The organism is Brevibacillus sp. (assembly GCF_003521185.1).
Lineage (GTDB): Bacteria > Bacillota > Bacilli > Brevibacillales > Brevibacillaceae > Brevibacillus > Brevibacillus parabrevis.
On the sequence record NZ_DOTK01000049.1, the window covers coordinates 161587 to 180327 of the forward strand.

Annotated in this window: 18 protein-coding genes; 1 reads left to right on the forward strand and 17 read right to left on the reverse strand. The window is 52.9% G+C overall.

The features are described from left to right. Nucleotides 1-128 precede the first annotated feature (128 nt). From DEP07_RS16025 to DEP07_RS16065, 9 genes are all read right to left on the reverse strand, one after another. A complete protein-coding gene (locus tag DEP07_RS16025; RefSeq protein WP_287102711.1) occupies nt 129-3293 on the reverse strand; it encodes a phosphodiester glycosidase family protein in 3165 nt (1054 codons plus the stop codon). Between the two features lie 237 nt (nt 3294-3530). Beyond that, nucleotides 3531-4679: a non-hydrolyzing UDP-N-acetylglucosamine 2-epimerase gene (wecB, locus tag DEP07_RS16030; protein WP_173596364.1), complete on the reverse strand. Its 1149-nt coding sequence runs from the start codon at nt 4677-4679 to the stop codon at nt 3531-3533. 18 nt (nt 4680-4697) lie between these two features. Continuing rightward, nucleotides 4698-5327 (reverse strand): uracil phosphoribosyltransferase, encoded by a 630-nt coding sequence (upp, locus tag DEP07_RS16035; protein WP_122962586.1) that lies wholly within the window; start codon nt 5325-5327, stop codon nt 4698-4700. Between the two features lie 210 nt (nt 5328-5537). Beyond that, complete coding sequence (gene glyA, locus DEP07_RS16040) at nt 5538-6788, reverse strand: serine hydroxymethyltransferase (RefSeq protein ID WP_287102712.1); 1251 nt, start codon at nt 6786-6788, stop codon at nt 5538-5540. Between the two features lie 45 nt (nt 6789-6833). Continuing rightward, complete coding sequence (locus tag DEP07_RS16045; RefSeq protein WP_122962584.1) at nt 6834-7403, reverse strand: TIGR01440 family protein; 570 nt, start codon at nt 7401-7403, stop codon at nt 6834-6836. Next, nucleotides 7404-7859 carry a ribose 5-phosphate isomerase B gene (rpiB, locus tag DEP07_RS16050; protein WP_063228980.1) on the reverse strand — a complete coding sequence of 152 codons (456 nt, stop codon included), beginning with the start codon at nt 7857-7859 and terminating at the stop codon, nt 7404-7406. Nucleotides 7860-8009: 150 nt separating this feature from the next. Next, a complete protein-coding gene (locus DEP07_RS16055; protein ID WP_122962583.1) occupies nt 8010-8468 on the reverse strand; it encodes a low molecular weight protein arginine phosphatase in 459 nt (152 codons plus the stop codon). A gap of 32 nt (nt 8469-8500) precedes the next feature. Further along, nucleotides 8501-9061, reverse strand: a complete 561-nt coding sequence (locus DEP07_RS16060; protein ID WP_063228978.1) for a manganese efflux pump MntP — start codon at nt 9059-9061, stop codon at nt 8501-8503. A gap of 55 nt (nt 9062-9116) precedes the next feature. Beyond that, complete coding sequence (locus DEP07_RS16065) at nt 9117-10196, reverse strand: L-threonylcarbamoyladenylate synthase (protein WP_122962582.1); 1080 nt, start codon at nt 10194-10196, stop codon at nt 9117-9119. Between the two features lie 229 nt (nt 10197-10425). On the opposite strand from DEP07_RS16065, the gene DEP07_RS16070 reads away from it, so the two are divergent. Next, a complete protein-coding gene (locus DEP07_RS16070) occupies nt 10426-11220 on the forward strand; it encodes a DUF3298 and DUF4163 domain-containing protein (protein WP_122962581.1) in 795 nt (264 codons plus the stop codon). Nucleotides 11221-11282: 62 nt separating this feature from the next. Here DEP07_RS16070 and spoIIR read toward each other — a convergent pair whose 3' ends face one another. The 8 genes from spoIIR to DEP07_RS16110 form a co-directional block, all read right to left on the reverse strand. Then, nucleotides 11283-12125, reverse strand: a complete 843-nt coding sequence (spoIIR, locus tag DEP07_RS16075) for a stage II sporulation protein R (RefSeq protein WP_287102713.1) — start codon at nt 12123-12125, stop codon at nt 11283-11285. Nucleotides 12126-12263: 138 nt separating this feature from the next. Next, nucleotides 12264-13154, reverse strand: a complete 891-nt coding sequence (gene prmC, locus DEP07_RS16080; RefSeq protein ID WP_173596361.1) for a peptide chain release factor N(5)-glutamine methyltransferase — start codon at nt 13152-13154, stop codon at nt 12264-12266. Beyond that, entirely contained in the window at nt 13138-14214 is a 1077-nt protein-coding gene (gene prfA / locus DEP07_RS16085) for a peptide chain release factor 1 (RefSeq protein WP_063228973.1), read from the reverse strand. The genes prmC and prfA overlap by 17 nt, the downstream gene beginning before the upstream one ends. Before the next feature lie 170 nt (nt 14215-14384). Next, nucleotides 14385-14885, reverse strand: coding sequence for a sporulation protein (locus tag DEP07_RS16090; protein ID WP_173599034.1), 501 nt, complete (start codon nt 14883-14885; stop codon nt 14385-14387). A gap of 91 nt (nt 14886-14976) precedes the next feature. Next, on the reverse strand, nt 14977-15552 hold the full coding sequence (locus tag DEP07_RS16095; RefSeq protein WP_122962577.1) for a thymidine kinase: 576 nt from the start codon (nt 15550-15552) through the stop codon (nt 14977-14979). 30 nt (nt 15553-15582) lie between these two features. Next, complete coding sequence (locus DEP07_RS16100) at nt 15583-17040, reverse strand: cryptochrome/photolyase family protein (protein ID WP_287102714.1); 1458 nt, start codon at nt 17038-17040, stop codon at nt 15583-15585. 92 nt (nt 17041-17132) lie between these two features. Continuing rightward, nucleotides 17133-17333 (reverse strand): 50S ribosomal protein L31, encoded by a 201-nt coding sequence (gene rpmE, locus DEP07_RS16105; protein WP_005827805.1) that lies wholly within the window; start codon nt 17331-17333, stop codon nt 17133-17135. A 104-nt stretch (nt 17334-17437) separates the two neighbouring features. Beyond that, nucleotides 17438-18703, reverse strand: coding sequence for a radical SAM protein (locus DEP07_RS16110; protein ID WP_122962575.1), 1266 nt, complete (start codon nt 18701-18703; stop codon nt 17438-17440). Nucleotides 18704-18741: the final 38 nt, after the last annotated feature.

Genomic DNA, 18741 nt, shown 5'->3' on the forward strand with positions numbered 1-18741 from the left:
GTTAACCAAAATAATAAAACAGTTAACTTATTTCGGCAATGACTTTTTCCCACGCATGGGCAAACGAAAAAGACCAGTCTCTCCAACAGCGGGAGAAGACTGGTCTTCGCATTTTTACTTGCCTCTACTTATTTGGTTTGGTGCAAAATCCGATAGAGCGCTACCACGCACACTGCGCGAGTCGTAGACTTGTTCGGTTGGTATTTTCCGCTGATCGGATCAATCAGGCCCAATCCGACCATGTTGGTGATCGAACCGGATGCCCAGGATGGCCACGTTCCTTTGTCGGAAACGGTTTTGGCCGCTCCTTTTTTGTTCACCAAACGATCCAGAATGACGGCAGCCTCAGCCCTTGTCACAGGTTTGTCGGGACGGAACGTTTTGTCCTCGTAGCCTTTCACCAGCCCTTTGGAAACGGCAACCTGCACAGCCCCTTGCGCATAGTCAGGCACCTTGTCCTTGAAGCTGAGCTTAGGCGAAGCTGGCAGCTCCCAGTTGAACGTGCGCGCCAGCAAAGTGACGAACTGTGCCCTGGTGAGCGAAGCTTCCGGCCCGAATGTCGTGTCCGTCAAGCCTTTCACGTACCCGTTTTCCGCCATGTACATGATTTCCGCTTTGGCAGGGTGGTTGGCGATATCCGTGAATGATGGACTGAGAGTTCCGACGTCGTCCGAATAGTACGGAACGTATTTGCCGTAGCTGTTCACTTCGTAAACCCATTGTCCCTGAGCGTTTCTTGTGCCCAGCAGCGGGTCGAGCGTTTGGTTGGCTTCATTGACGTACAGCAATCCGACGCCTTTTCCGGCAATCCATTTCTTCGGCACAAGGGTCAGCTTGATCGAAGATGTCGAAATCGCGTCTTCTGCGCCTGCTTTGCGCTCGCCAGGCTTGATCGTGAACGAATAGTCGGCAGGTACATATCCCGGAAGCTGTTGGCCGACGATGGAGTCAACCTCCACCAGTGCCGTGTCCAAAAACGGTGTTGTTTTCTCAAACGAGTAACCGAGATCCAGTTCCGCTCCCAAAGACATGCTGCCTGGCAGTTCAGGCACAACCGTCGCATTGCCTGGTTTGCCTGTCTGGTTCGGCAACAGCAGGGAGAACTCGTCGAAGTAAAGGGTTCCCTTGTCTTGTGTAATGCCGTCGTTTGCCTGATCGACTACATAGATGCTTCGCAGCTGCAATGGATAGGCGACATTGCTCGGGAAGTACCCCTTCACTTGCTTCCAGCCGGACCAGTCGATTTCTTTTGCCAGATCGACGTAGACCGTCTTGCCGTTGGCGTCCAGCACTTCTGCGCGCAGCCAGTGTCTGCTGTTGTCCCCGTTCACCCACAGGCCGAGACCGAGCGGTTTGCCTGGAATCGCCACAGGCTGGGCACCCAGTATGCCGTAGGAGATGCGCATGTTGCCCGCTGGCGCACCCGAGAAGTTATAGACGAGCTTCGCCGCTTTTTTCGTGCGGAATACTTGATCTGATACGAGCGAAAACGATCCGGCGGAGCTGATGCTGCTCGGATTGGCCGCATGGTACATTCCTACCTGATTGTCAAACGTCAGCCAAGGCTGTTCGAATTGACCGACAGCAAACGGAACGGTCGTCGATACGCCGTCGTAAGTAATCGTCAAGTTTCCATTGCCCGGCTCATTGCCGGCAATCAGTTGCAGCTTGTCGTTGACAGTAGCGACAGCGGAGTCTACGCTTGCTTTCACGCTAAGCGGAGTCGCCTGAATCGTCGCGCCTTTTTTCGTCTTGATTTTGACATCAAGCGTCAAGGCTTGTCCAGGCGCAATTGAAACTGGGCTTGAGGAAACAACGATTTGCTGAACTTCACTGCCTGCAACGACCTGAACATCTTTGTTTTGCGTGACGTTGCCCAGTCGGCCCGTCAGCGTAATTTTTCCAGAGCGGGCTGGAGTAAAGCGCTGGCCGTCCACTGTTCCGGCGTCCGATTGCGGGATATCCCAGGTGACGTTTGCCGGATTGATCGCGTAAGGCTGGTAATGCGTGTCGTATCCTTTGGAAGCAGTGAGCGCTACCGTTTGCCCGATCAGAATATCGGACGGCACATCAATTTGGAATCCTCGCAATTCTCCTGGCGGAGCGGTGTTGTAAACAGCAAGCCCTGTCGGCACCCGACGCTCGGAACCGCCACTTGGCTTGTTGGACAGATTGGCGTGTGTCTCCCCGAGCATGCGGGCTGCGAGTGTCGTGGAGCCGCCGCCGTCAAAATTCACGGCACGGTAGGAGCCAAGCTCCGCCATGATTTTTGCCAGCTCGTCCAAACTAACCTTGCTGGCCGCATCAATCGTCACCATGTACAAAGTTTTGCCATCCTGGGAAACCCCTACTGCCGTGCGGGCATTGGCCGCGACAATAGACTTGTCCGCCTGAAAGGAGGTCAGTGCTTTGCCTTGATTGACCAGCAGCACGTTTCCGCCCACGGCTTGCTTCAAATCGAGGGTTTGCGGTGTGGTTTGGTATTCAACCGCAGCTGTGGCGCCCACCGGGAAATTTTGCTTGAGGAAAGCGGCTGCCTCTCCGTGTCCCCACAGCACGTATCCGTTGTAAGGTATGTATACTCCCGGCTGATTGATGCGCACTTCCTTGGCGACGTTGTCGACGAACAAAATCTCGACGACATCTTTGTAGCCTGAGATCGCACCGAGGCTCGTTTTGCCAAAAGAAGGCGTGTAGACGTTCAACTGATTTTGGTGGCTTTTACGGCCGTCGCTCGGATTGTACACTTCTTTATTGACGCCCTGGATCGAATAGACAGCCCCGTTCGGCGCGGTGACTTTTCCCCCGAATCCGAACTTGTCGATGATGGCCATCTTGTCGCCCGTGATTCCGAGGCTGTACCAGTACGAAATCAGTCCCATCGAGGAAATCAGCTGCTCGTCTTTCTGAACGATGCCAAACGGCGCTCCCCGCTTGGACATGTCGAAAAAGTCAGCGTTGATCGCAGCGACTGCCCCTGTCTCCCTGGCCATCTGCGTCACGGTTTGTCTGTCTGTCAGTTTGCCAGCCGTTCCGTATACGGGCTTGACCTCAACATACGGATTGTTCAAATCCACTTTCGTCACCATGATGGTCACGAGCTGGTTGGCGAACGATTTCGTATATTTAAGCAAAGTGGTTCCCTCACCAATCGGGGTTTGCCACATGATATTCAATGCACTGGTTTCCGCCCGGGCGTGCGCGACATTGGTCGCAAGCGGCACAAACGGAACAAAAGCTCCCCAGGCCATAGTCGTGGCCGTGAGCAGCGTCACCATCCTTTGCGCTCTCATGTTAGTAACTCCTCTCCATTTTCCAAACTCTGTCTGTTCGCTATGTAAGTCGGTAACTAATCGTTAGACGCTCCCAAGTAGTGGATAGTTTCGCCAATTTTGCAGATTCTCTCTTAGCAAAACATACCAAATCGTCAGTCTGCCAAAAGCACGAAAACCCGCCCGGATTTACAATCCATACCGGACGGGTCGATTCTAGCTGTATGCCGCTTTTGTTCAAGCGCACTATCCAGATGCTTATTGCCCCGGTTGGAACGGTTCCGGGCGATCGGAACGGATTCCGAAATGATACAGGATCGCTTCTACAATCCGGCGGGATGCTTCTCCGTCTCCGTACGGATTCGCAGCATGAGCCATCGCATCGTAGGCTGCCTGATTGGTCAAAAGCTCGTTTGCCATCGCGTATACTTGTTCTTCGTCTGTTCCCGCCAGCTTGAGAGTGCCAGCTTCGATTCCTTCCGGACGCTCGGTTGTGTCCCGGAGCACGAGCACAGGCACGCCAAGAGACGGCGCTTCTTCCTGAACACCGCCAGAATCGGTCAGAATCAGATGAGCGCGGCGGGCAAAGTTATGGAAGTCGAGTGCATCGAGCGGTTCGGTCAATGTAATGCGCTCGTGATCTCCCAAAATCTCCTGGGCCACCTCTTGAACAGCCGGGTTGAGATGGACTGGATACACGACGAAAATCTCGGGATGCTCGTCCACCAGTCTTCTGACAGCGCGGAAAATTCGGCGCATTGGCTCACCCAGGTTTTCGCGGCGATGAGCCGTCATCAGTACCAGCTTGTGGTCGCCCACCTGTTCGAGAACCGGATGCGTATAATCTTCACGCACCGTCGTTTTCAATGCGTCGATCGCTGTGTTGCCTGTGACGTAAATGCTCTCTTCCGGTTTGGCTTCCCGTCTGAGGTTGTCAGCCGATCCTTCGGTTGGAGAGAAGTGCAGATCGGCCATCACGCCTGTCAGCTGGCGGTTCATCTCCTCCGGGAACGGCGAGTATTTGTCCCACGTGCGCAGGCCGGCTTCCACATGGCCGATCGCTACCTGGTTGTAAAAAGCAGCCAGACTCGCCACGAATGTGGTCGTCGTATCGCCGTGCACGAGCACAATATCCGGTTTTACATCCTTGATCGCGGCATCGAGACTTTGCAAGGCGCGTGTCGTCACGTCTACCAATGTTTGACGGTCTTTCATGATGTTCAAGTCAATGTCCGGCGAAATATCGAAAATACCCAACACCTGGTCGAGCATTTGGCGATGCTGTGCGGTCACGCATACGATCGACTCGATTTGCCCTTCGTACTTTTTCAATTCATGTACGAGAGGTGCCATCTTGATCGCTTCCGGGCGCGTGCCGAAAACCGTCATTACTTTTACTGTTTTCATCTTGGATTCCCTCTCCGCCTACTTTGTGCCGTACAAGCGGTCACCCGCATCGCCCAAGCCAGGCACAATGTATCCATGGTCATTTAAATATTCGTCAATAGCAGCTACGTAAATATCTACGTCAGGATGCTCGTCCTGCACCATTTTGATGCCTTCTGGAGCAGCAATCAGGCACATCAGCTTGAGGTTTCTCGCTCCGCGTTTTTTCAAAGCCTGGATGGCTGCCACGGCAGAACCGCCAGTCGCCAGCATCGGGTCGATGACGATCAGTTCGCGCTCCGCTACATCGGAAGGCAGCTTTACGTAATACTCTACCGGTTGCAGGGTTTCCGGATCACGGTACAGCCCCACATGGCCTACTTTTGCGGCCGGAATCAGCTTCAACAGCCCGTCCACCATGCCGAGTCCTGCACGCAGGATCGGAACCAGACCTACTTTTTTACCGGCAATCACATTAGACTGACAGGTAGCTACCGGGGTCTCGATCGTGGTTTCTTCCAGCGGCATGTCGCGTGTGATTTCGTAGCCCATCAGGGTCGCTACTTCATCTACCAGTTCGCGAAATTCCTTGGTTCCTGTATTCTTGTCACGAATAAACGTCACTTTATGCTGAATCAGCGGGTGGTCAAACACATATACACGGCTCATGTACGTTCCTCCGTTTCCCTATCAATGCATCTTTTCCATCATAGCGAAGGAGCGGGTCGCCGTCAATTTGCCTAATCTTCGTACTTTTTTCTTTTGCCTGGTGACCAGCTATGGCTGTTGTCAGGAAAAAATCGTTTAGGATGTAAAAGAAAAACAGACCCGCGCGAGCAATCACAGGGTCTGTTTGATTGAAGCCATTTTATCAAAACCTTAAATCGTCAAACCTTCATACATCGGGAAGCGTTGGCACAGCGCTGCTACGCGTTGGCGAGCTTCTTCGTGTTTGGCAGCGTCTTCCGGGTTTTTCAAAGTCAGGGCAATGATCGCTGCTACTTCTTTCATTGCTTCTTCGTCGAAGCCACGGCTTGTTACCGCTGGTGTACCCATGCGGATACCGCTTGTGACGAATGGGCTTTGTGTATCGTAAGGGATGGTGTTTTTGTTAGTGGTGATGCTTACTTCGTCCAGCAGGTGCTCGGCTACTTTACCAGTCAGGCCGATCTTGCTCACGTCAATCAGCACGAGGTGGTTGTCGGTTCCGCCAGAAACGAGTGTCAGACCTTCTGCTTGCAGCGCTTCAGCAAATGCGCGCGCATTGCTCACGATGCGGACTGCGTAATCTTTGAAGTCCGGTTGCAGCGCTTCGCCGAAGGAAACCGCTTTTGCCGCAATCACGTGCATCAACGGTCCGCCTTGTACGCCAGGGAACACAGACTTGTCGATCGCTTTTGCAAATTCTTCTTTGCACAAAATCAGACCGCCGCGAGGACCGCGCAATGTTTTGTGAGTGGTAGAAGTAACGAAATGAGCGTATGGAACCGGGTTTGGATGCAGGCCAGCCGCAACCAGACCAGCGATGTGCGCCATGTCTACCATGAAATAAGCGCCGACTTCATCCGCGATTTCACGGAATTTGGCGAAGTCGATTGTGCGCGGATAAGCACTTGCTCCCGCTACGATCAGCTTAGGCTTGTGCTCCAAAGCTTTGGCGCGAACGTCTTCATAATTGATCAGGTGGGATTCTTGATCCACGCCGTATTCTACGAAGTTGTACAGTGTACCGGAGAAGTTAACAGGGCTTCCGTGCGTCAAGTGTCCGCCATGGGAGAGGTTCATGCCAAGTACGGTGTCGCCCGGCTGCAAGATGGTGAAGTACACGGCCATGTTTGCTTGTGCGCCGGAGTGCGGCTGTACGTTTGCATGCTCGGCACCGAAGATTTCTTTTACGCGATCGCGCGCAATGTTTTCCACGATGTCCACGTATTCGCAACCGCCATAGTAGCGGCGTCCTGGATAGCCTTCTGCGTATTTGTTGGTCAGAACAGTACCCATCGCTTCCATTACGGCGCGGCTAACAAAGTTCTCGGATGCGATCAGCTCAATTTTGTCACGCTGTCTTCCCAATTCCAGTTGAATGCCTTCCAATACTTGCGGGTCCTGTTTACGCAAAAAATCTAGCATGATGTATGTTCTCCTCCTTGAAAATGGGCTTGTCCCACATTCTTTTTAGGTACAGCTTTCATTTTGAGGCGCCACTTCGTAGACCGCGCGAGCACCGCCAATCAGCTTGGGACGTGTCCGCGCTGCCGTGACATGCGCCTCTCCCACAGTCCGTTGAGAAGGGCGTACAGGCACAGCTACCTGTTTCAGGTGCATGCCAATGAACGTATCGCCGATATCGATACCTGCATGTGCGCGAATATTTTCCACGACTACAGCATCGGCAAGCTGCGCAAAAGCATGTGCCGCCATGGAACCGCCAGCGGTAGGAACGGGAACGACCGAAACCTCTTCCAGTCCATATCGCTCCATAACCTCGCGCTCCACAACCAGTGCGCGGTTCAGATGTTCACAGCATTGAAAGGCGACAGCAAAGCCGCGCTGCTCCTGCACACTGCGAATGCCGCGATAAATAGCAGCCGCAGCATCCCGACTGCCAGCTTTGCCGATGTGCTTGCCCAGCACTTCACTGGTACTGCACCCGATCACCAAAATTTGTCCGGCTCTAAGCTCGGCCAACCCGGCAACCTCCTCAACCAATTGACGAGCCTGTTGTTCGATAGCGGCCAGTTCCACTTACTTCACTCCCGCGTGTTTCGCTTCGATTTGTGCGATCTTTTCCACACGGCGCTCATGACGGCCGCCCTGGAACTCTGTCTCCAGCCAAATTTTCACGATATCCAACGCCAGACCAGGGCCAATTACCCGCTCACCCATAGCCAAAACATTGGTGTTGTTATGCTCACGGGTCGCACGTGCAGAAAACGTGTCGTGCACCAGCGCACAGCGAATGCCAGGCACTTTGTTGGCTGCAATCGACATGCCGATGCCCGTACCGCACACCAAAATTCCCCGGTCGAACTCGCCTGCTGCCACTTTTTCTGCTACCGGCAAGGCGTAATCAGGATAATCTACCGAATCCTCGCAAGAGCAACCGAAGTCTTCCGTCTGGATGTTCATGGAGGAGAGCAGAGTCTTGATTTCCTCTTTCAGCTTGTATCCACCGTGATCAGCAGCAATCGCCACTTTCATCTGTCATCCCTCGCTTGTTTCATGATCTCACTCATTATACATCAAAATCCCATAAGTAAAAAGTGAACATTTTGGTTGGTTGATCAAAAAATGTTCGTACTCTCACACGAAACAAGGTCCTGGCTAGTTACCAGCACCTCTTCAACCTTGTTATTCACGAAAACGGACTTCCGCCAATCGCTCCAAAAGCCTGTCCAGCGACTCCTCAATCTCTTCTGCGCACCTGCGATAGTCCTCAAGCGCCCCGCCAAAAGGATCAGCGATATCTCTTATGCCTTCTATTCCCGCAAACTCTTGCAAAGTATGGACTTTGTCCGCCGCTTCCGGGAAGTAGGTCAGAATGGCACGCTTGTGACTGCCCGTCATCGTCAAAATAAGATCGGACCACGCCAAAAGCTCTTCGTTTAGCTGGCTTGATGCGTGGTTGTGAGCAATCCCGCGTTCAGCAAGCACCGACTGGGCATGCGGGGAAGCTGGTTGTCCGGCATACGCCGCCACTCCGGCCGAGCGCACTTCAAATGGTTGTCCGGCTGTCTTTGCGCGAAACATCGCCTCTGCCATCGGGCTGCGGCAAGTGTTTCCCGTACAGACGAAGAGTATCCGTTTCAATGATCGCCCCTCCTTTATGTCAGCATCCTTTTCTAGATGACAAATTTCAATCCGAAGCAAAACAAGATCAATCCCCCTACTAATTCGCTATAATCGCCCAACCATCCTCCCACGCTTCTGCCAAGCAAAAGGCCGAAATAGGACATGGCTGCTCCCATGATACCGAACAGGGAAATTGCCAGGACTTTGTTCACTTCGATTAGACCGAACGAAAAACCGACCGTCAACGCGTCGAGACTGACGCTGAAGGCAAACAGCAACAGCCCGAACCCTTTTGTTTTTAACATGCTTTTTTGATCACTGTGAACCAATCCGTTCCACAGCATATGCAAACCGATCAGCATCAGGACTCCGCCGCCGATAAAAACGGCGATATCCCCAACCAAATCGGACAAGTAAGCTCCGACAACTATTCCGACGACAGGCATCATAATATGAAAAAGTCCGATCGTAATGCTGACCTTTACAATTTCCCGCAAGCGAATGCCAACCATGCCCACGCCGATCCCCAGCGAAAAGGCATCCATGCTCAAAGCAAAAGCTATAATGAGCAACGTCAAAAATTGCCCCCATTGAAACAAAACCAGGTCCAAGCCGCCTCCCCCCCGTCCCTTCACTCTATGCGGACAAGGAGGAGTTTATACTGTTTTAAACGGACAAGATGCGACCGCCCGCCGCTTTTTCCAGACGGTTCATGACAGCCATTCCCAGGCCTTCCCGCGAAAAGGTTTCTCCCACGATGAACTGAACCTGCTGATTGTCAAATTCCCGCAAAACAGCGTACAGCTGCTGGGCGACTTGTTCCAAATCAGCTTGGGCACCTACCGTCAGAACGACATCGGCTGCCTCGTGATCACGCCAATAGCCAGCCGACTCTTCCGTTGCCAGCACCCCTGTTTTTTGGCCATCGATTTTGGCTTGCGACAGCAGCTCCGCCATTTTTATGCGAGCCTGCTCTTCGCTTCCCGCCACCAGCCACAGCTCGCCCTCCGGAGCATAATGCGTATATTTCATCCCGGGAGCGCGCGGAGTTTCTACTGCTCCCACTTCAAAAGAAGGATCAAGCTCGACCGGGCCGATTACGCTTTCCAGCTGTTCACGGGTAATGCCGCCGGGACGAAGGATAACAGGCGGCTCCACAGTCACATCAATGACAGTAGACTCGACGCCTACTCCCGTCGCTCCGCCATCGACGATCCCTGCCACTCTCCCGTCCAGGTCGGCTAACACATGCGCGGCTGTAGTCGGGCTTGGACGACCGGAACGGTTCGCACTCGGCGCAGCAATCGGTACGCCCGCTTGTTTGATCAAAGCAAGGGCAACCGGATGAGCAGGCATGCGCACACCGACAGAATCCAGACCCGCTGTCACCAGGGAAGCAACGCGATCATTTTTCGGAACAATGACGGTGAGTGGCCCAGGCCAGAAGGCATCCATCAGCTTCTGTCCTTTTTCCGGCACTTCCCCGGCAACTGTGGACAACTGCTGCCGTTCGCCAATATGCACGATCAGCGGATTGTCACTCGGTCGGCCTTTCGCTGCAAATATTTTCTCCACTGCTTCATTAGACAATGCATTGGCTCCCAGGCCATAGACCGTCTCTGTTGGAAAAGCGACAGCTTCCCCAGCGTGCAGCAACCGGGCTGCATCCACAATCTGTGTACAACTCTGGATGTTTTCCACATCGTTATCCACAGACCAGACTTTCGTCACTAAATTGATTTCCATCGTAAAAAAATCCTTTCTCTTGCTCGTTTCTTTGTAATGAGTGCCTTTAGTATAGTTGTGCCTCGAAAAGTTTTCAACAGCCTGTGGGTAACTTGTGAATAACTTCGGGAAAAGCCGTGGAAAACGTGTTTGTTACCATTTTTTAACCTCAACCGTCAAAATGATGTAGTAGAATGAATCCATAGAAACGCAGAACTCTTCCCTTACCTCGAAAGGATTGTGAATGAATATGACATTGCTTAAATCCGTTACTTCCAGCCTGCTCGGCACCGCTGTTCTGCTGACAGCAGTTGCTGCGCCTGTTTTGGCAGCTGCTCCTGCCGCGCCAGCGAAAGCTGCTCCTGTCGTTCAAACCAAACAACCTCAAGCTTCCGGTGTCGTATTCACACCGAAAACCATCACGGTGAAAACAAAAGAATTTGAAGGCAAAGTGACCATCCCGGTCATTAGCGGTTTGAAAGATAAAGCGTTCGAAGCCCAATTGAATGCGACCCTGCTCAAGCAAGCACAAACTGGCCTCGCTGACGGACAACAAGCTGGCAAGGAAGATGCCGCAGATGCCAAAAAATACGGCTGGGAACCTCGCCCGCATGCACTCGACATTTCCTATGAAGTGCATCAGGCTGGCAAGCTCGTATCCTTCTCTGTTCAAACCTATCTGTACACAGGCGGAGCGCATGGCATGACTGACGTGACTTACTACACAATCGACAACCAGCCTAAAGCCAAAACGCTCAAGCTCGGCGATTTGTTCCAGTCCAGCTACAACTACCGCAGCGTGATCAACCAACTGATCAGCCAGCAAATCAAAACACAGACAGATCGCGACGGCTTCAATCCGTACAGCTTCGAGAGCATTACGGATGACCAAGGCTTCTCTTTTGAAAACGGAAATCTCGTCATTCATTTCGGACAGTACGAAATTGCTCCGTATGCAGCGGGAATGCCTTCTTTCGCCATCCCGGCCCACCGCTATCAAAACTTGCTAAAACCGGAAATCCTCGCAGCCCTGACGCAAAAGTAAGCGGCTCGCCAGTCAAAACGACACCTTCGCTATAAGCGGGGTGTCGTTTTTTTAGGGAAAGCTCAGGAGAACCAGCTTTCCAGCTTTTCCAGGAGGTAGAACCGTACTTGTACTTGCGGAGCCGGATTTTGCTCGCTCATTTCTGGCGTCTTGTCCGCTTGTCCCTCGGCTTGGGCTTGCTCCAGCGCTTCGTCTTTACTGTTATTCTCTACGGCTACAGCATTTTGTGCGCCGGGCATTTGCGAAACTGCGCCAGTGTCAGCGCTGTCCAAACGTCTTTCCAAACGCTCCTGCCGCCAGTCTGTGCGCTCGATTTCTTTTTGATCAAGCTTGAACACCGAAGCCGGTTCTGACTTAGCCACGCTCTGCTCTGTTTCTTTTCCCGCTTCTGTCGTTGCCGCAGCAGCTTGTACAGCATCGCCGTTGGACATATCGATAAAGCAGAGCGGAGGGAAAAGTACGCACCACCAGTTTTGCCCTTTTGCCTCGCCGATCTGCACGCGGAGCGCTTCGTAGTTGCCAGCGGGATAGACGTACGAGCCGTACAGCTTCGTCGGAAACGGAACCTGACCGAAATCGACTACCGCTTTATAGGAAAAGCCGCGTTCACGAATCGTTTTGTCCACTACTTCCTGAAGGACAGGCAACTGGGATGCCACCATGTCCTGTGCTTGCTCAAACGATTTGATATCTTCCGCCCACGTGTTCATTTGCGCAATCAGCGCATCGCGCACTTCCCGCTTCAGCCACTGGTCAGCAACCGAGTCGCTGTTGGCAATAATGCGCAGACGAATCGATTCTTGAGGGATCGGACCATTATCCAGAACATTGGCCGACGTAAGCTGTCCCTCCCAGCACATCATCAACATGAACAGGCTAAATGCGATCAACAACATCCGTTTCATTTTAACCGTCTCCCTCTCGACTGATTCTTCCAAACCTTTTCTCTGTATAGCCTCAGTATGGACAGGGAGTCCCGGTTTCAAACGGTCGAATCACAAACATTCATACAATTTTAGCAAAACGGCGAGAGGAGCTTGCCGTTACCGCCTGACACCGATAACAACCCGCTCGATTCCCGCCAAATCCGGCACGATCCGCACCTCATCTATTACCCCTGATTCCCGCATCAAGGCAGCCACATCTTTTGCCTGATAAATCCCTACCTCGAAGGCGACAACCGCTTTGTCCTGAAGCAGTTCAGGCAGCGCCTCGCACAGTCGGCGATAGCAATCCAATCCGTCATCGCCCCCGTCCAGCGCCAAACGCGGCTCATGCAAGCGGACTTCTTCGTCCAGCTCGTCCACATCCCGACTCGGTATATACGGCGGATTGGAGACGAGGATGTCCACCTTTTCGCCAGCTGCCAGAAGCGGTTGCACCAAATCCCCTTGCAAAAAGCGCACGGCAGCTCCCAGGCGTTCCGCGTTTTCTGTAGCAACTGCGGTAGCATCAGGGGATAAATCTACTGTCGTCACTTGCCAATCCGGCTTTTCCAGCGCGAGCGTGATGCAGATGGCGCCACTGCCTGTCCCGATATCGGCAACAGTCAAACCCTCTTGCTCTGACCAAACAGTTGTGGCGGCCGCCAACACTTGCTCGACGAGTATCTCCGTCTCGGGACGAGGGATAAGAACGCCAGGACGAACGGCAAAAGAGCGCCCGTAAAACTCTTGCTCACCAAACATGTACTGCAATGGCTCATGCGCACTTCTGCGCTGGCACAACTCATCCAGCTGCGCAAGCGTCTCTTTGGCAATCGGCTCCATCATCGAAATCAAATACTTCGTGCGATCCCAGCCCAAACAGTGGCGAATCATCAGTTCCGCTTCGAATACAGGGTCTTTTGCCCCTTTTTCCCGCAAAAAGGAAGAAGCCCGTGTCAGGGCTTCTCGAATCGTCGTGACATCAGACCAATCAAGCTGAGTGTGCATGGCTCTTCAAAAGCTCCGTTTGTTCATGCAAAATCAGGTTGTCGATCACTTCATCCAGTTCGCCTTCCAGCACCGATTCCAAACGGTGCAAAGTCAGACCGATGCGGTGGTCGGTCACGCGGCTTTGTGGATAGTTGTACGTGCGGATGCGCTCGCTGCGATCCCCGGTTCCCACCAGGCTTTTGCGCGTAGCGTCAGCTTCCGCATTTTGTTGCTGCATATAAAAGTCGTACAAGCGCGCGCGCAAAACGCGAAGCGCCTTGTCTTTATTGGAGTGCTGCGATTTTTCATCCTGACAGGAAACCATGATCCCCGTCGGAATGTGCGTAACGCGAACAGCCGATTTGGTCGTGTTGACGCTCTGGCCGCCAGCGCCGCTGGAGCAGAACGTATCGATGCGGATGTCTTTTTCGTGTACTTCCACTTCCACATCTTCCGCCTCAGGCAATACCAGTACAGTAGCGGTAGAAGTGTGAATACGTCCGCCGGATTCTGTCGCCGGAATGCGTTGCACGCGGTGTGCGCCGCTTTCGAACTTCATTTTGCTGTATGCGCCGCGACCGGACAGCGAAAAGACGATTTCCTTGTAGCCGCCGATGTCTGTCGGGCTTGCTTCCAGCACTTCGATTTTAAAGCCGTGACGTTCAGCAAAGCGTGTGTACATGCGGAACAAAACAGCCGCAAACAGAGCTGCCTCATCGCCGCCTGCTGCGCCGCGCACTTCCACGATCACGTTTTTCTCGTCATTTGGATCTTTTGGCAGCAGGAGAATTTTCAGGCGTTCTTCCAGCTGTTCCTTGCGGGCAGACAATTCGCTGATTTCAAGCTTGACCATTTCGCGCATTTCATCGTCCAGCTTTTCTTCCAGCATGGCTTTGGCATCATCCATTTGACTCACAACTGATTTATATTCACGGTAGGTCGTCACTGTCTCTTCCAACGAAGACTGTTCCTTGGACAGTTCACGCAAGCGTTTTGTATCGCTGATGACGTCGGGGTCACATAGGAGATTCGTTACCTCTTCAAAACGCTCTTCAACTGCGGATAAGCGTGTAAACATTGTACTTCACCCCATCGCAAAGAATACTAAAAATCGATTATAACAGATAAATTATAGGAGGAAAGCGAAAATAAGTCAAAGCGCATTATTTGGCTGGAAATTTCTGCTTTTTGCGATGCAAAACAGGCCCGGCGATGCCGAGCCTTGCCATACCAGTTCCAGTCACACGATCAACGGTGAAAGCCCTCATTGGAGGTGACGTGGAAGTCATAGCGCGGGATTTTTTGCTGCAAAAGCGCAATAACTTGCTGCTCCACCGATCGCGCCTGACTCGCCGTAATGTTATGCACAAGGTCAAGAGTAACATATGCATTGCCGCCATTCAGTGTGATACGGGCGTTCTCGACGCCTTTTACCGACTTCGCCATCATTTCCATGTTGTTCATGTCGATTTGCGTATTGCGCACGTTGGACTGGCCGATGATCAAGTTCGGGTTTTGATTGCGCCCCATCAAAGTGTCACGATCGGCGGCAGGCGGCGCAGGATGGTGCAAAACTTCCCCGCTCCGCTCCCCTTTGATCGAAGCAGGGTACTGACCGTCCATCGCTTGCGTGTTGGAACCTTTTTCTTGAGTAGTATTGCGGCCGCCGCACCCGACAGTCAAGGCAGAAGAGAGGACGAGAATGCCCAGCACTGTCAGTGAGCTTTTCCCAAAAGACGTGATTCGCACGAAAAAGCCACCTCCTGTTTTGCTTAGTCTGCGCAGTGCCTTTTCGGCTCATGCACAGCGAAAAACAAGGGTGGCTTTTCCTGTTCGGCTTCTAGCGAGCTGCCGGAGGGTTGTAATAATGCTTGCGACAGACGCTGCTGTACGTGTCGTTGCCAGCGATCTCAATCGTCTCTCCGGAGTATACAGGTTGTCCATTTTTGAATTTGAGGATATGCGTCGCTTTTTTGTTGCAGTAAACGCACACCGTTTTGATCTCTTCCACCTTGTCCGCTTCACACAACAACGCGGCACTTCCCGGGAAAAGCTCGTTCTTGAAGTTTTTCAGCAAGCCGTAGACGATAACGGGGATTCCGAGCTGATCGACAATCGCCACCAGCTGGTCCACATGATGGCGGCTGATGAACTGCGCCTCGTCTACCAGTACACAGTGCGGTTTTACCGTTTCGGCCGCGACAATCTCATACAAATTGGTTTCCTCGCCAATCGGAATCGCTTCTCTGCTGATCCCTACCCGCGATGCCACTTTCCCCACGCCGTACCGATCATCGACCGCTGGCGTGAACACCACTACTTTTTTGCCGGATTGCTCGTAGTTGTGAGCGACCGTCAGCAACTGAATAGATTTGGAGGCATTCATTGCCCCGTAACGAAAATATAATTGTGCCACGTCTCTATCTCCCTTTTGCCTAGAACTGATTCATTTTCGCGTCCTGGCGTAGCTGTCTTTCGCCTCTTGAAACAACGACATCGCCAGCTTCCGTCTGCTCGCATGATCGACGCAAGGAACAGGATAATCTAGGCCGAGCCTGCATCCCGCCTGCTCCTGCACATGCTCAGGCATCTCCCAAGGCTTATGGATATATTGTAGAGGGACTTCGCTTAGAACGGGAAGATATTTTTTGACAAAAGTCCCGTCCGGATCGAATTTCTCGCCTTGCGCAACCGGATTGAAAATGCGAAAGTACGGCTGCGGGTCCGTCCCGGTAGAAGCGCTCCATTGCCAGCCGCCGATATTGGCCGCCTCGTCGAAGTCGACAAGCTGCTTCGCAAAATAGCGCATCCCCCACCGCCAATCCACCAGCAAATCCTTGGTCAAAAAAGAAGCCGCAATCATGCGCAGCCGATTGTGCATCCAGCCTGTTTCGTTCAGTTGCTTCATCGCTGCATCGACGATCGGATAGCCCGTCTCCCCGTTGCACCAAGCCGAAAACAGCGCTTCGTCATTTTCCCAGGCGACCGCTTCAAACTGCGGCAAATACGCGTGATCGGTCGTGTGCGGGTGATGATACAGCACTTGCTGATAAAACTCTCTCCAGACAAGCTCCGTGACAAACGCTTCCACGGAGGCGACCTCTTCTCCCCTGGCTTCCTCCATGGCCTCCAGCGCCTGGTGATACACCGTCCGAATCGACAACGTGCCTGTGTTCAAGGCAAAAGACAAGTGCGAAGTCGCATCCAGTCCGGGGAAATCGCGCCGTTCTTTATATCGATGCACAGCTTCGTGCATAAATTGCTGCAATCGCTCGCGAGCTGTCCGCTCTCCAAACAGAGCCGTCGCCCATTCACTGCCAACGGGACGTTTGCGCCCAAAAGCTTCGACCAAAGGAGCCGATTCCCCTGGCAAATCGGCCAGTCCCTCATACATTCGCCATGATGTCGGCTGCGGAAAAGGGCGGTCTTTCGGAAGGGTGAGCCACACCCGTTTATAAGGGGTAAACACCGCATACGGCGTCCGCTGCCTGGTTAAAATGTCGCCTGGCTCATGCATGAGCAAATCTTTGCAAGCATGAACGCGCATGCCTTGCCGCTCCAAAGCTTCCGTTACATTCGCATCGCGTTTTCGCGCTTCGGGAGTGTATGCGCGATTGTAAAAGACTTTGTCTGCCCCCGTCTCGCGAGCGACCTGACAAAGCACGTCAGCCGGATTCCCCCGGCGAATCAGGAGCCTCCCGCCAGCTTCTTGCAAGCTGCCCGCCAGGTTGTCCACAGCCGATAAAAACGCATGCGATCGCTTGTCTGCAACCGCGTCAGGCTGGCAAAAGGCATCGTCCATAATGAACAACGGGACAACCGGTTCGCCCGTAAGCGCTGCCGTATGTAAAGCCGCGTGGTCGTGCAAACGCAGATCGCGCCGAAACCAGATGATGGCTGTCATCGATTGCCCCCCTTGCTTTCCGCGATAATTTTGTTCCAGAAAAAGACAAAACCAGGCAGATTGCTCTACCTGGTTGCTCCAATCCCGTCTGATTAGGACAGATTGTATTTGCGTTTGAAACGGTCTACACGGCCGCCAGCATCCACGAATTTTTGTTTTCCAGTGAAGAAAGGATGGCAGTTGGAGCAGATCTCCACTTTCAACGCTTGTTTCACGGAACCGGATTCAAATTCGTTACCGCATGCACATGTAACAGTTACTACGTTGTACTTAGGATGAATACCTTGTTTCATCTCACTACACCTCTTTCCGCCCTGAATCGTTTGCCGAAACAGAGTTATATAAACACATAAAAGATAGTAGCATGCTGTCAGCTGAAATGCAACAGGTTGACCGATCAGGCCATGTTTTTCCTGCGGCGCAGTTCTGCCGGCGGAATGTGCGTAAACGATCCGATTACGACATCCGGCAGTTCTTCCTGATAAATCTCAATCGCCTGCTTCATTCCGAAGACTTCGCCCCGCGCTTTTGGAATCATCGCCAGGTAGCTTTCCGGATCGATGTTCAGGTTGCGCATTTGAATCAGCTTGATTCCCGTCCGGCGAATGAAGTTGATCATCGCTTCCATCTCTTCTTCGCGGTCGAACACGCCCGGGAAGCACAAGTAGTTGATCGAGGTGTACACGCCCTTGGAAGCAGCGTATTCGGCCGATCGGGCTACATTTTCCAGCGTGTAGTTGCGCGGACGATAGTAAGCGTTGTAATGCTCGTCAATCGCACTGATAATGCTGACACGCATCAAGTCCAGTCCGGCGTCCACAATCCCTTTGATGTGATCGGTCAAGCCCGCATTGGTATTGATGTTGATGAAGCCCATGTCTGTCGTCTCCCGCACACGACGCATGGCTGGCACGATAATTCCTGCCATGGTGGACGGCTCGCCCTCGCAGCCTTGACCGAAGCTGATGATGCTTTCCGGTGTTTGCAGGTGGTGCAGCATCACTTCGACCAGCTCGTCCTCTGTCGGCTTGAAGTTCATCCGTGTCTGTGGAGACGGGAAGCCGCTGTCGTCAGGTTGCTCGGAAATACAGCCGTAGCAACCCGCATTACAGGTGTAGGAGACAGGCAGACTGCCTTCCCAGCGGTTGAAAAAGTTATTGGAGGCGGTCAAGCACTCGTACTCCAGCGCACAGTGAGACAGGTGATTCAAAATCCTGTTTTGCGGAAACAGCTCCAACGTCTTTTCCACACGCTGTCTCAGCTCATCCATCGGGAAATTGAGCGGGTCCCATTTGTAAATATCGTCACTCGCTCTGCCTGCCACCCAAAAACGATTGTCTTTCCACACCACTGCCGAATAGCCGAACAGCGGCAGCTTGCTCTCCCGGTTTGTTTTCACATAGCCAGGCAGCAAAAGACGGGTAATTCCTTGTGGAACAAGCGCTCCAACCGCTGTACAGCCGTCGAGCTTGATCATTTCGCCCGTATCGGGGTCCATCCCGATCGGCACCGTATCTGGCAAACTGACCAACGTCGCTCCTTCCGGCAGCGGAATCAGTTCTTCTTCCAGAATTTCTGTCAATATATCGCCGTTGCGCGCCACCGAGAACAATCCCGGGTGGTCGTAAACATTGCCGTTTTCATCTGCGTATACTAAATACATGGGAAAATCGCCTCGCTTCTTTGCTTTGCCCATTGTAA